Raw genomic sequence first — 13,484 nt, forward strand, 5'->3', positions numbered from 1 at the left:
GTCTTTTGCAGGACTGTGAGTCAACCCGCCCACCCCGTCGCGTCCATTCAAGCCTGTACCTGCGCGTCGACACGAAACGCGGACACCGTCCGCCGCAGCAGTTCGGTCTGCTCGTCGAGCGAGCCGGCCGCGGCCGCGGCCTGTTCGACGAGCGCCGCGTTGCGCTGCGTGACGTCGTCCATCTGGCGGATCGCGAGATTGACCTCGCCGATGCCGTCGCTCTGCTGCTTCGACGCCGCCGAGATCTCGCCCATGATCGCCGCGACGCGTCGCACCGCGGTGACCGCCTCGCTCATCGTTTGGCCGGCCCGGGTGGCGAGACTCGATCCTTCGTTCACCTGCGAGACCGACTGGTCGATCAGCGCCTTGATTTCCTTCGCCGCGCTCGCGCAGCGTTGCGCGAGCTGGCGCACTTCGCCGGCGACGACCGCGAAACCCCGCCCCTCTTCGCCCGCCCGCGCGGCTTCCACCGCCGCGTTGAGCGCCAGGATGTTGGTCTGGAAGGCGATGCTTTCGATCACGCCGATGATCTCGCTCATCTTGCGCGAGCTGTCGGAGATGTCGGCCATTTTTCCGGCCACGTCACTGACCACCTGACCGCTGCGGGTCGCGATGTCCGATGCGTCGACCGCGAGCCCCGACGCCGTTTCCGCGTTCTCGGCATTTTTCGTGACGGTCTGGGTCAACGCGTCCATGCTGGCGGCGGTTTCCTGTAGCGACGCCGCCTGTTCCTCGGTGCGGCTCGACAGGTCCAGATTGCCGGCCGCGATCTGCTTCGACGCGACCGTGATCGTCTCGGCCGAGGTCTTGATGTGCCCGATCGCGGCCGCCAGCTGGTTGCGCATCTCGCGCAGCGAAAACAGCAGGCTCGACTGGTCGCCGTTCGCCAGTTCGATGTTCGTCGAGAGATCGCCCTGGGCGATCCGTATCGCGACGGCCGCCGCGTTGGCCGGCTCGCCGCCGATCGAGCGGATCACGCTGCGCACGACTCGCGCCGCGACCAGCGAAGCGAGCCCGCCGAGCAGGATCAGCAGCACCGCCGAGCGTTCGAGCACCGAGTAGAACTGCGCCTGGATGTCGTCCATGTAGGCGCCTGCGATGAAGTTCCAGTTCCACGGCGCAAAACGCTTTACGTAGCTGACTTTTTCGCTCGGCGCGGTTTCGCCCGGCTTGGGCCACCAGTAGCGCAGATAGCCGGCGCCGCCCGTGGAGTTGCCCGCGTCGACGATTTCCTGGTAGAGCGCGTTGCCTTTCGCGTCGCGGAACTGGCTCATGTCCTTGCCGTTGAGCTTCGGGCTCATTGGATTGTCGACGAGCACCTTGTCGTCGCGCACGATCGACACATAACCCGACGTACCATACCGCTGCGCGTCGATGCGCGCGATGGCCTGCTGCTTCGCGTCGTCGGCCGACAGCTTGCCGGCGTCGACCTGTTTCGCGTAGTCGGCGGCGATCGACACCGACATGTCGACGACGTCCGCGAGCGCCGCATAACGCGCGGCCAGTTGCGCGCTGCGCGCCTGCACGGCATTGACGACCGTGACGATCAGCAGCACGAGCCAGCACAGAAGCATCGGTATCCACAGTTTTTGCTTCAGCGTCAGATGGTTCATGGCAACGATTTTTTATGAGTGAGCGGGAAGCGACTGGCGGGCGGAACAATTCGGATAACGGATGTATTCCGCATGTCCTTTAGGGTCGTCTGCCAATTCGGTTCCCGAAATCGTCTGGATGCGGCGTGGCGGCTCCGCTGATGCTGTTTTCTGCGTTGAACGTCGTCGCGATTCGGGCGATGCAACGACGCTGCCGGCGGATAAAATTTTCTTATGCCGCGTATTTATTTTTTTTCTCGACTTAACTTCACTGGAGTGCAGACAATCGGGCTAACACGATGCACAGGGTGCGATTCCGCGCGGCCGGATGAAACCGCGGCCGGTCAGGTGCTGACCGCCGCGCGCGAAAGCGGCATCACATCGATCACGATCGTGGCGATGCACAGCGCTACCACCTCTTGCAGTATGAGCCGCGCGTCGTGGAACTCGCGCGCACGCGGCTTCACCCAGGCATCGATCGGCTCTTTTTACGGCGTGCCGATCGCGGCGAGAAAGGTGTCGATATCGGACATCGTGTTGAAGACCGATGGCGATATGCGGGCGTGATTCGCGCGCAGGGTTATCTCGACCTTGGCGGCGGACAGACGCGGAGCGAGTCTCGACGCGTCCTTATATGCAAAGGTCACGATAGGGGCGCGGGTTTCCGGCGGCGTAACCACCTGGAAGCCCTTCTCGCGCAAGCCACTCTGCAACGCGGAGAGCATGGGCTGACGGTACGCGTCGATTGCCGGAACGCCGATGGACTGAATCCAGTCGAGCGATGCGGCGCATGCGTTCTGCGGCCCGAGCGCCGGCAGCGCGCCTGAAAAATAACCCCCGACTGTGTTCTTCTGCGAACTCTCGTACGGCGTCGGTCCCGGCGGGTCCATCGGGTAGACGTGCAGCAGCGGGGCTGCAAAATTGTTCGTCTGGAAATACCCGAGCCACGGACGTCGGAGTCTCGGCAGCAATTCCTTGCGGACATACAGGAACGCGAAGCCGAAGTCGCCCATGAGCCACTTGTACGTGCCGCACGCCGCGAAATCGACGCCCGAAGCCTTGAGATCGACAGGGATTGCCCCGGCGGACTGAATCAGGTCCACGTACACCAGCGCCCCGCGCGAATGTGCAAGATCGCAGACCGCCTTCAGGTCGTGGGTGAATCCGTTGTAAAGGGAGACGTGGGAAATCGCAACCAGTCTGGTTCCCGAAACAATGGCGTGGTCGAGGCTCTCCGGCGTGATGCGATAGTGCTCGTCCATGGGGATGGTGACCACGTCGAGCCCCTGCTTGCGGTACTGCTCGTACATGTAGAACGAACCGACGAAATGCAGCGCGTCGGTCACCACCCGTCCCCCCGATTCCGGCAGGCCAAGCGCGCGGGTCACCAGGTATTCGCCCATCGACGTCGACGGCACATAGGTTACGTTCTCCGGATCCGCGTTGACGAGCTGCGCGAATTTTCCAGCGGCATTGGCGAAAACGTCGCGGCCCGCGAGGCGCTCGTCCGTGTACTTCTTCATTGCATCCGCAGCATGCACGCCCCAGGGATGGGTCGCCGCGGAATTGAGGAAAACCCGGCCCTCGACGCCGGGGAACACGGCTCGGGCCGGCAGCCCGAGACTGGCGGAACCGGCGAGCGGTCGATCTTCAGTCGCGGCGAATGCGCCGGACGTCGTGCCGAGCGCCGCCGCGATCGAGATACCGCTGCACTTGAGAAAATTTCTTCGCGTGGTAGTCATGACTCTCTCTGGTGGCCGGCGTCGTGCCGGCGCTTGATTGGGGCCTTTGCAACATGACGACGGTTGCGTCGGCGGGGCGATCGGGCGAGGGACGTCCGGGACCCGGCATGCCTCGGCGGCTGATTATAAACACAGTGTTGAATCATTCAACAAATTATCAAAATTCACCGTGGCGTCCGGGTAGATGCTTTGTCTCGCGCGCCGACCCGGGCAGCCGCTCGCGTCCCGATTGAAGTAACGATTACCTTTCGTTCGGGACGCGGCATCCCCAGGCAACCGCCGATGGGTTAGCCGGCGACCTGCACCGACACTTCCACGCCGCGTTCCAGAACACGGTCCACGACGCCGCTTCAACATTCCGTTCTTTGTTAAACAAAATGTTGACATACGGAAATTGAAGTTGAATAGTTCGGACTGCCGGTTCGCTGACGCAACGACCTGCTCGCGAAACGCCTGAATTCGCTTTGGACCCGTTACTCATTTTTGGAACACCTGTGAGCATCCTGAATCGCCTGAAGGAACTGGGCTACGAACTTCCGCCCCCTCCGAAGCCAGCCGCCTCCTACACCACCGTGGTTCGGGAAGCGAGTTTTGTGTTCGTGTCCGGACAGGGGCCGATGGTCGGTCCCGACCCGGTGATTACGGGGCGCGTCGGAGACACCGTGACGGAAGAGCAGGGGTACGAAGCCGCGCGCCTTGCCGTGCTGAATGCGCTGGCGGCGCTTCACGCGGAAGTCGGGTTGGGCAGCATCTCCCGTATCGTCAAGCTGACTGGCTGGGTCAGCAGCGCGGCGAACTTCTACCGTCAGCATGTCGTGGTGGACGGCGCTTCGGATCTGCTCATCGCGCTCTTTGGCGATAACGGCATTCATACCCGCTGCGCGTTGGGCGTCACCGCGCTTCCGTTCAACATTCCCGTCGAGATCGAACTCACGGCGGCGCTGCGCTGACCAGCCGCATGCGCAGCGAGCCTGCGCGCTGCTTCCCTAACCCTTCTCGCTCTGAAAACTCTAAATATAGGAATCCGGAATGAAACTGAAGTCCGCCATGATCGGGGTGTCCTGCATGCTTGCAACTGGACTGGCGCAGGCACAGTCGAGCGTCACGCTGTACGGCGCAATCGATACAAGTCTGCGATATACGACGAACAACAAGGGCGCGAATGGGCCGGGGAGCGTACTCCAACTGACCCAGGGCGCGATCCAGGGCAGCCGGTGGGGGTTGCGCGGGTCGGAGGACCTCGGCGGCGGAACCCGCGCATTGTTCGATCTGGAAAGCGGTTTTCTGCTCAACAACGGCACGTTCGACCAGCAGGGACAGCTCTTCGGCCGTCAGGCGTGGGTAGGCCTGAGCAATCCGGTGTTCGGCCGTCTGCTTGCCGGCCGCATCTACGGCATTCCGTTCGGCTTGCTGAGCGACTTCGACCCGCTCGGGATCGGCAATTACCTCGAAAATGCGTATATCCCGCGCATCGTCGGGTGCCGTTACGACAACACCGTCGATTACTCGATTTCCCGCGGACCGTTCACGCTGGAGTTGCAGCGGGGCATCGGCGGGCAGGCGGGTAGCGCCGTTCAGGGCAGCACCACCGCCATGGGTCTTTCGTACAACCAGAACGGGCTGGAGATTGGCGGCGTCGCGCAGGAGTCGCGCGATGCAAACGAGAAGAAGCTGATCATTTTCGGCGGCGGCAGTCACTACACGATCGGGCCGGTCACCCTGTATGCGATGTATCTCAACGCCCGCCGCGACGCTGGTTTCACGGTGTCGTCGGCGACCGGCGGCGCGCTGGCCAACACGAGCCTCATCGGCAACAGCACCACGGTGCTCGGTGCCAACACCCAGACCGCCCAGCGTATCGATTCGTACATGTCGTTCGGCGCGGGCTACCGGATCACGCCGGCATTGTCGATCACCGGCGGTTACTTCCAGGACAACGTCGGCCACGTCGTGAACGACCAGAGCGGGAAAATCCGCACTGCGCTGGTGAACGTCGACTATCTGCTCTCGAAGCGGACCGACATTTATGCGGAGGTCGACCGGAACTGGCTCAGCGGGGCATCGGTGACCGATCCGAACAACCCGCCGTTGACGTTTGCCAGCCGCAGTACGCGTACCGGCGTGGGCCTCGGGCTGCGCACCCGTTTCTAGCCGGCCCGGCGGCGGGTGGTCTTGCGGGCGGCCTTGACGGGTTCGGCTTCCTTCCCGGCCGCGCCCGCCTTGCCGTTGCGCGGGAAGCCCAGCGCCTCAAGGTAGTTGTAGACCGTGAAGCGCGTCACGCCGAGCGCCTGGGCGACGCGCTCGACGGCGCCCTTGATCATGAAGACGCCCCGCTTCGTCAGCTCGGACACGACCTTCAGCTTTTCCGCCTTGTCCATCAGCGAAACCGGAATGCCCGCGCGCTGGATCGCCTCGGAGACGATTTCCTCGATCATCTCGTCGAGGTTCGGGCGGCTGTCCGCGGTCGTTTCTCTCGCTTCCGACGACGGCGCAATCAGGCGGCCCAACGCGGCATGCAGAAGCTGATAGTCGGTCAGGTCCGCGTTCGCACAGACCGACGCGAACGGAAGCCCTTTGCGGTTGCGAAGCAGGACGGTGGCCGACAACAGTTCCCGCCCGTCTTTCGTTCGCGAACGGTAACGGCTGATCGACGCGCTCATCCCTTTCTGCGACGGGCGTTTCTCCAGCAGCAATTCGAAACCCTTGTCGTCCACCGGGGCCGCGATGATCGGATCGCCGATCTGGCGTCCCGTGACGTGTCCGTTGACGAGCGCAATCGTCGAGTGGGACGGATTGCGCATGTCGTGAAGAATCAGCTCGGTATTGGGCGATACGATCCCGCCCAGTCCCTCCAGAACGCTGGCGAGAACCTGGAGCATCCGCTCGCTTTCATCGTCTGCGTCGATGACCCGGTCGAGGGTGCTGATTTCAGTCGTCTTCTGTTTCAAGCTGTGCCGTCCCAGTCCGTTGGTGGTCTCGCACACGCATTCTAACGGATGGGAAAAGCGCGGGTCTCCGGTGTACGCCGGCCCTCGCGCCGCGCAGCGCCTCCCCGATATCGCTACCGCCGGATTCCTTGTGATCTTTCGTTGGTTCGGTAAGCGCGCGTCTTTCATTACGCTGTTTCGCCTGCCCCAACGCGTTCGACACTGCCAGGAGACCTGTATGAAGCGGATATGGAACCACGCGCTGCGCGCGCTCACGCTGCTCGGAGCGAGCGTCGCGACGGCCGGCGCCGTCCATGCGGCGACGGCGACGCCCGCCGAAATCCGCGTCGATTACGCGTACTACTCGCCCGAGAGTCTCGTGATCAAACGCTATGGGTGGCTCGAAGACGAGTTCAAGCCCGACAACACGCAGATCAAATGGGTGCTGAGCCTCGGCAGCAACCGCGCGCTCGAATATCTGAACAGCGGCGCGGTGGACTTCGGCTCGACGGCCGGGCTTGCCGCCGTGCTCGGCAAGGCGAACGGCAATCCGATCCGCGCGGTGTACGTGTTCTCCCGTCCCGAGTGGACCGCGCTCGTCGTGCGCAAGGACTCGGCCATCAAGTCGCTCGCCGACCTGAAAGGCAAGAAGATCGCCGCGACGCGCGGCACCGATCCGTATCTGTTCACGCTGCGCGCGCTGCACACGGTCGGCCTGACGCGCGACGACGTCGAGATCGTGAACCTCCAGCATCCGGACGGCCGCACCGCGCTCGCGAACGGCCAGGTCGATGCGTGGGCCGGCCTCGATCCGCACATGGCCGCCGCGCAGGTGGACGACGGCGCGCGGCTGCTGTACCGCAACGTCGACTTCAACACGTACGGTTTCCTCGACGCGCGCGAGGCATTCATCCAGCAATACCCGCAGGCGGTGGCGCGCGTGCTGAAGGTGTACGAGAAAGCGCGCGTGTGGATCGTCGCGCATCCGGACGACGCCGCGAAGATTGTCGCGGAGGAATCGAAGGTGTCGCTGCCGGTCGCGAAACTGCAACTGCAACGGACCGACTTCAGCCATCCGGTGCCGGGCGAACAGCAGATCGCCGCGCTGAAGAGCGCCGCGCCGATCCTGTCGGCCGAGGACCTGGTGAAGCCCGGCACCGACTTGCCGAAGGTGATCGACGCGCTGATCGATACGCAGATCGCGCAGCCGGTCGTGACCGCGTCGCGCGGGCAGTAGGCGGGGATCGCAATGCCGACCGACGACCGGCTGACGCTCGCGCTGCCCGACGCCGCTGGCAAGAGTGACGAGGGCGAGCGCGGCGAAGCGCCGGTGCGAAGCCGTGCGCGTCGCTGGACCGTGCTGGGGTTCGCGCTGCCGGTCGCTGTGCTGGCGCTGATCGAGGTGCTCGTTCGCACGCAGGTCGTTCCCGACCATCTGCTGCCGGCGCCGACGACGATTGCCGAAACGCTCGCGCAGATGGGACCCGGGCGGCTCGCGCGCCACATCGCGGCGAGCACGCTGCGCGTGTTCGCCGGCTTCGCGATCGGCGCGGTCCTGGCGTTCGCGCTCGGCGCGGCGATGGGCCTGAGCCGGCGTATCGACGCGCTGCTCGAACCGACGTTCCAGGGACTGCGCGCGATTCCGTCGCTCGCATGGGTGCCGGTGCTGCTGCTGTGGATGGGCATCGACGAAGCGCCGAAGATCACGCTCGTCGCGATCGGCGCGTTTTTTCCGGTGCATCTCGCGGTCGTGGCGGGCATACGCGGCGTCGATCGCAAGCTGCTCGAACTGGGCGCGATCTACCAGTTGAGCCCGTTCGCGCTGTTCCGGCGCATCCTGCTGCCGGCCGCGCTGCCGCAGATTTTCACCGGGCTGCGCACCGGTCTGAGCCTCGCGTGGATGTTCATGGTCGCGGCCGAACTGATCGCCGCGACGCGCGGGCTCGGCTACATGCTGAGCGACGGACGCGAAACCGGAAGGCCGGACATCGTGTTCGGCGCGATTTTCCTGCTCGCCGTGCTCGGCAAGCTGACCGACGGCGCGATGCGGTGGCTCGAACACCGGCTGCTGAACTGGCGCGACGCGTTCGACGCGCATGCGCGCGACGGAGCGGCATCGTGACGGATATCGCGACGAATCCGCGCGAGCCGGACCGCGCGCCGCTGCTCGACGTGCGCATCGACGAAAAACGCTACGCGGAGCGTTCCGTGCTGGCGCGCGTCGCGCTGCGCGTCGGCCGTGGCGAGATCGTCAGCCTCATCGGCCCGAGCGGTTGCGGGAAGAGCACGTTGCTGCGCATCGTCGCCGGGCTCGACCGGGCGTTTCGCGGCGAGGTCCGGCTCGACGGCGAGGTTCAGCACGGGCCGTCGCCGCGCATCGGCGTGATCTTCCAGGAGCCTCGGCTGCTGCCCTGGCTGACGGTCGCGGACAACGTCGGCTTCGAACTGGGCCGTCACGGCGGACGCGATCCGCGCGTCGCGCCGTTGCTCGCCGAAGTCGGACTCGCCGGATCCGAACGTGCGTTGCCGCGCGCGTTGTCGGGCGGCATGGCGCAGCGGGTTGCGCTCGCGCGCGGGCTGTTCTCGCAGCCGGGGCTGCTGCTGCTCGACGAACCGTTCAGCGCGGTCGATGCGATGACGCGCATGCGGCTCCAGGCGCTGCTGCTTGCGCTGGTGAACGCGCATGGGACCGGCGCGCTGATCGTCACGCACGATCTGGACGAGGCGCTGTACCTGAGCGACCGGGTGCTGTTGATGGCGCCTGCGCCGGGACGCATCGACCGTGAAATCGCGATCGAGCGTCCGCGCCCGAGGGATCGGCGCGATCCCTTGCTTGCGGGCTTGCGCGGCGAGTTGCTGGAGCGGCTCGATGCGATCGGCGCGACCGCGGGATGAACCCGGCCAGGACCAACCTCAACCCGCGGAAACTGAAAAGCAAAGCATAAAAAAACGGTTTGTGGTTGCGGTATCGGGCGGTTCTAATCGAAAGCTCGCGTTCGCCACGCGCCGATGTTTTCCGACGCGGGTCCGCATGGCGTGATCGCCGGAACCGGCATGCGTTCGTTCACGCAGACGCAGCGGTTGCCGCTCAAGCATGGCGAAAAAAACGATGCGCCCGTGCGACGACAGGCCCGCATCGAGCCCATGCGCCGCGAAGATCCCGCGGGAAAGATCCGGTATCCCAGGCGAAGTCACGCTGCGTCGGAGCGGCGCGATTCGCACCCGCTCCGTCGCGGAGCGTTTTTCATCACGGCAACTATGGAGTCGACATGGCTGACGTAACTTCTTCCCGCCGCAGCTATGTCGCTTCGAAACGTCTGCGCGCGGGTGTTTCGAAGCGCTGGTTCTATCAGTGGCTGTCGTGGCTGATCCCCGCCGTGGTCGTCGTGCTTTGGGAAGCCGCCGCGCGCGCGGGTCTCATCGCTCCGCAGGTTCTGCCGGCGCCGAGCAGCGTCGTCGAAACCGCATGGGGGCTCGCGAAAAACGGCGATCTGTTCGTTCACCTCGGCGTTTCGCTGCTGCGGGCCGCCACGGGTTTCGTCATCGGCGGAACGGCCGGCCTCGCGCTCGGCGTGATCGTCGGGTTCTCGCCGCTGGCGCAGGCGCTGTTCGACCGTTCGATCCAGATGGTGCGCGCGATACCGTTCCTTGCGATGCTGCCGCTCGTGATCGTCTGGTTCGGCGTCGGCGAGGTCGCGAAAATTTTCCTCGTCGCGCTCGCGGTGCTGTTCCCCGTCTACATCAACACGATGCTCGGCATCCGCCAGATCGACCCGAAGCTGATGGAACTGGCGAAGGTGATCGGGCTGGACCGCGCGGCGATCGTGCGCCGGATCATTCTGCCGGGCGCGATGCCGTCGATCCTCACCGGTGTGCGTTACGCGCTCGCGCACGCATGGCTCGCGCTGGTCATCGCCGAAACGCTCGCGACGACAAAAGGCATCGGCTTTCTCGCGATGGATGCGCGCGAATTCCTGCAGACCAACGTCATCCTGTTGACCATGATTATCTACGCGATCATCGGCGTCGCGGCGGACGCGCTGGTGCGCGCGCTCGAAGGCCGGTTCCTGTCGTGGCACGCGAATTACGCGAAAGGAGAGCAGCCATGAGCGCGAGTGTCGCCCAGTTCGACGGTGCCGATGTGCAGGCCCGCAGCGGGAACGATAGCGGCCGCGCGCTGGCCGTCTCGGTACGCGGCCTGCGACGGCGCTACGGGGCGCGCGTCGTGATCGACTCGCTGGATCTCGACATTCGCGAGGGCGAATTCGTGGCGCTGCTCGGCGAAAGCGGATGCGGCAAGACCACGCTGCTGCGCGCGCTGGCCGGACTCGACCGGCCCGACGCCGGACAGATCCGCGCGCCGGAACGCGCTTCCGTCGTGTTTCAGGAGCATCGGCTGCTGCCGTGGGCCACGTTGTGGGCGAACGTCGCGCTCGGTCACGAGACCAGCGTCGGCCGCGCGGGCGCGTCCCGCGCGCTGACCGAAGTCGGTCTCGCCGGCCGGGAGGACGACTGGCCGCGCAACCTGTCGGGCGGCCAGGCGCAGCGGGTCGCGCTGGCGCGGGCGCTGGTACGCGATCCCGGACTGCTGCTGCTCGACGAACCGTTCGCGGCGCTCGACGCGCTCACGCGGATCAAGATGCACGGGCTCGTGAAGGAACTCGTCGTCCGTCACCAGCCCGGCGTGCTGATCGTCACGCACGACGTCGACGAGGCGCTCACGCTCGCCGACCGGATTCTGGTCATGCGGTCCGGCCGCATCGCCGCTTCGTTCGAACCCAGAAAACACCCGCCGCAGGCACTGCGTCTCACGCTGCTCGCAGAACTCGGCGTGGACACTCACTGATCGCACCACACCCGGGACCCGATAAGGATGAACGATTCTTCGCTGAGCCGCCGCCAGTTGTTGCGCGCGGCGGGTGGCCTGCTGGCCGGCGTCGCCGCCAGCAGCCTGCTTCCTGTTCGCGCGGCCGAGCCGCGCAAGCTGACCCGCAACACCGATACGGTCCGTATCGGCTGGGGATACGGCAACCTTCCCGACATCGCCAGGCAGCGCGGCGTGTTCGAAAAGACCCTCGCCGCGAAGGGCATCAAGGTCGAATGGGTCGGCCCGTTTCCGAACCATGCGCCGTCGATCCAGGCGGTCGTCGGCGGCAGCGCGGATTTCGGCTTCTGGGGCTCGACGACCCCCGCGCTCGCCGCGATGCTGGCGGGCTCGCCCATCGTGTTCAATGCGTTCGACGTTTATTCGCCGCGTTCGACCGCCATCATCGTGAAGAAATCGAGCGGCATTCGCTCGGTTGCCGATCTGGCGGGCCGCAAGGTCGCCGTCAACCGTTCGGGGCTGGGCGAGTTCCTGCTCATCGCCGCGCTGGAAAAGAATCACATCGATCGTGACAAGGTCGAGTTCGTCTACCTGAATCCGCCCGATGCCGCTCCCGCGTTCGCGCAAGGCCGGGTCGACGCGTGGTCGATGTGGTCGCCGGCCGTGGACATCGCGCGGTTTTCGAACGACGCCGTGGACATCTTCAACGAAGGCCGCGATCTCGACTTCCTGATCGACTATAGCTCGCTCGTGACGCGCCGGAAGTTCACCGAAGAAAACTCCGAACTGATTCGCGCGGTGATCGACGCGTATTACGTCGAAGGCGCATGGCAGTCCGCGCATTCGACGGAAGCCGAATTGCTCGCGCAGAAGGAGGCCAGATATCCGGACCCGGTGCGTGACTATCTGACGAGCCTGAAACGCGTGAATCAATTCCACGAGCCGGACGACGCCGCGTTCGTCGCGCAGCTTCAGCGGGCCGCCGACTGGCTCGCGGAACGCAGGATCATCAATTCGCGCATCAAGGTCGCGGACTACAGCATCAAGGTTTGACGAGGCCGGCGATGATTGCACGTTCCATTCACGCCGGCATCGACGCGGGCGGTTGCGCCGCGATTTCGAAGGGACACAGACATGTCTTCTGACGCAACGGTCGCTCATGACGCCGGGCTTCGGCTCGTTTCTCCGTTGTCCGCGGCGCTGGGTTTCGCGGACGCCATCACCGATATCGGATCGACGGCGGCGGAGCGCGAAGTCGCGCATCGTCTGCCGCGCGAAGAGATCGCGCGCCTCAAGGCGCTCGGCTTCGGCGCGCTGCGCCTGGCGGCCGATGCGGGCGGGCGCGGCGTGTCGTTGCGCGAACTGTTCGGCGTGGCCCGCGACGTCGCGGCCGCGGATTCGAACGTCGCACATGCGTTCCGCAACCATCTGTGGCAGGTCGAAGCCGCGTTGCGGCAGCGGGGCCACCCGTTCCATGCGCACGTTCTCGATCTGACGAAGCAGCACAAGACGGTCGGGCTGGGTTTTGCGCAAAGCGATGCGGTCGCGGCGGGCGCGCGCTCAAGCAAGGTGTTGAGCCGGCTCGAATGGGACGAACGCCGGCACGCGTATGTCGGCTCGGGAGACAAGGTCTACGCGACGGGCAACCTGTACAACGACGCGTTCGTCGGCCTCGCGGTCGAAAGCCGCCACGGGGAGACCGTGCAGTACGTGCTCGAACGCGGCGACGGCGTCAGCGACGAGGACGACTGGCAGGGGTTCGGCCAGCGCCTGACCGGGTCCGGCACCGCGAGATTCCGCGCCGTGACGGTGCCGGCCGCGCACGTCTATCCGCCCGATCCGCCGAAGTCCGCCGAAGCCGCGCCGTGGGGATACACGTTTCACCAGGTCTACCTGACGAACTGCATCGCGGGCATCGTCCGGCGCGTGGCGCTGGACGCCGTCGAAGTGCTGCGCGCGAGACGGCGCAATTTCTATCACGGCGAAGCCGACCATCCCGCCGGGGAGGCCGTGTTGCAGGCGCTGCTGGGCCGTATCCGGGCCTACGCGGCGTGCGTTGACGCGACAGCGGACCGCGCCGTCGATGCGCTGCAACGCGCGTGGGACAGCTACGGCACTTCTGCCGAATACGAGGCCACGCTGACTGCGACGCATTCGGCGGCGGAAGCCAAGGTCGTGATCGACGATCTGGCGCCGCAGATCGCCAGCTGGCTGATCGACCTCGGGTCCGGCTCCGTCGTGTCGCGGGCCGGCGCGCTGGACCGGCACTGGCGCAATATCAAGGTCATCGCTTCGCACAACCCGCGGCTTTACAAGGAACGGCTGCTCGGCGAGAACCTGCTGACCGGGCAGTTGCCGCCCACCGGCGCGTTTTTTTGACCGCCAGCTTCGAGCGTCG

Annotated in this window: 13 protein-coding genes; 9 read left to right on the top strand and 4 right to left on the bottom strand. The window is 65.4% G+C overall.

Translation table 11 applies throughout. The features are described 5' to 3' along the window. Positions 1-47: 47 nt before the first annotated feature. The 3 genes from BLV92_RS23405 to BLV92_RS23410 all read right to left on the bottom strand — a co-directional run bounded on the left by BLV92_RS23405 (position 48) and on the right by BLV92_RS23410 (position 3,334). Positions 48-1,613, bottom strand: coding sequence for a methyl-accepting chemotaxis protein (locus BLV92_RS23405; RefSeq protein ID WP_090549565.1), 1,566 nt, complete (start codon positions 1,611-1,613; stop codon positions 48-50). A 323-nt stretch (positions 1,614-1,936) separates the two neighbouring features. Then, the gene (locus BLV92_RS32950) at positions 1,937-2,059 is read right to left on the bottom strand and encodes a hypothetical protein (protein ID WP_256216310.1); all 123 of its coding nucleotides are present in this window, start codon (positions 2,057-2,059) and stop codon (positions 1,937-1,939) included. A 21-nt stretch (positions 2,060-2,080) separates the two neighbouring features. Next, positions 2,081-3,334 (bottom strand): aminotransferase class V-fold PLP-dependent enzyme, encoded by a 1,254-nt coding sequence (locus tag BLV92_RS23410; RefSeq protein ID WP_090549568.1) that lies wholly within the window; start codon positions 3,332-3,334, stop codon positions 2,081-2,083. A gap of 494 nt (positions 3,335-3,828) precedes the next feature. Between BLV92_RS23410 and BLV92_RS23415 the strand changes: the two genes are divergently transcribed. Both BLV92_RS23415 and BLV92_RS23420 read left to right on the top strand, forming a co-directional pair. Continuing rightward, positions 3,829-4,284 (top strand): RidA family protein, encoded by a 456-nt coding sequence (locus tag BLV92_RS23415; protein WP_090549572.1) that lies wholly within the window; start codon positions 3,829-3,831, stop codon positions 4,282-4,284. Between the two features lie 79 nt (positions 4,285-4,363). Beyond that, the gene (locus BLV92_RS23420; protein WP_090549574.1) at positions 4,364-5,485 is read left to right on the top strand and encodes a porin; all 1,122 of its coding nucleotides are present in this window, start codon (positions 4,364-4,366) and stop codon (positions 5,483-5,485) included. Here BLV92_RS23420 and BLV92_RS23425 read toward each other — a convergent pair. Further along, the gene (locus tag BLV92_RS23425) at positions 5,482-6,282 is read right to left on the bottom strand and encodes a helix-turn-helix transcriptional regulator (protein WP_166676695.1); all 801 of its coding nucleotides are present in this window, start codon (positions 6,280-6,282) and stop codon (positions 5,482-5,484) included. The two genes, BLV92_RS23420 and BLV92_RS23425, sit on opposite strands and share 4 nt — an antisense overlap. 217 nt (positions 6,283-6,499) lie before the next feature. On the opposite strand from BLV92_RS23425, the gene BLV92_RS23430 reads away from it, so the two are divergent. The 7 genes from BLV92_RS23430 to BLV92_RS23460 all read left to right on the top strand — a co-directional run bounded on the left by BLV92_RS23430 (position 6,500) and on the right by BLV92_RS23460 (position 13,465). Continuing rightward, positions 6,500-7,498: an aliphatic sulfonate ABC transporter substrate-binding protein gene (locus BLV92_RS23430; RefSeq protein ID WP_090549580.1), complete on the top strand. Its 999-nt coding sequence runs from the start codon at positions 6,500-6,502 to the stop codon at positions 7,496-7,498. 12 nt (positions 7,499-7,510) lie between these two features. Beyond that, on the top strand, positions 7,511-8,383 hold the full coding sequence (locus tag BLV92_RS23435) for an ABC transporter permease (RefSeq protein ID WP_090549583.1): 873 nt from the start codon (positions 7,511-7,513) through the stop codon (positions 8,381-8,383). Positions 8,384-8,388: 5 nt separating this feature from the next. Next, positions 8,389-9,156, top strand: coding sequence for an ABC transporter ATP-binding protein (locus BLV92_RS23440; protein ID WP_090551358.1), 768 nt, complete (start codon positions 8,389-8,391; stop codon positions 9,154-9,156). A gap of 374 nt (positions 9,157-9,530) precedes the next feature. Beyond that, positions 9,531-10,370: an ABC transporter permease subunit gene (locus BLV92_RS23445; protein ID WP_090549587.1), complete on the top strand. Its 840-nt coding sequence runs from the start codon at positions 9,531-9,533 to the stop codon at positions 10,368-10,370. Continuing rightward, complete coding sequence (locus tag BLV92_RS23450; RefSeq protein WP_090549590.1) at positions 10,367-11,107, top strand: ABC transporter ATP-binding protein; 741 nt, start codon at positions 10,367-10,369, stop codon at positions 11,105-11,107. The genes BLV92_RS23445 and BLV92_RS23450 overlap by 4 nt, the downstream gene beginning before the upstream one ends. 27 nt (positions 11,108-11,134) lie before the next feature. Then, positions 11,135-12,139, top strand: coding sequence for an NrtA/SsuA/CpmA family ABC transporter substrate-binding protein (locus BLV92_RS23455; RefSeq protein WP_090549593.1), 1,005 nt, complete (start codon positions 11,135-11,137; stop codon positions 12,137-12,139). A gap of 81 nt (positions 12,140-12,220) precedes the next feature. Then, positions 12,221-13,465, top strand: coding sequence for an acyl-CoA dehydrogenase family protein (locus BLV92_RS23460; protein WP_090549596.1), 1,245 nt, complete (start codon positions 12,221-12,223; stop codon positions 13,463-13,465). Positions 13,466-13,484 lie beyond the last annotated feature (19 nt).

This window comes from Paraburkholderia caballeronis, from assembly GCF_900104845.1.
In the GTDB taxonomy this organism is placed as follows: domain Bacteria; phylum Pseudomonadota; class Gammaproteobacteria; order Burkholderiales; family Burkholderiaceae; genus Paraburkholderia; species Paraburkholderia caballeronis.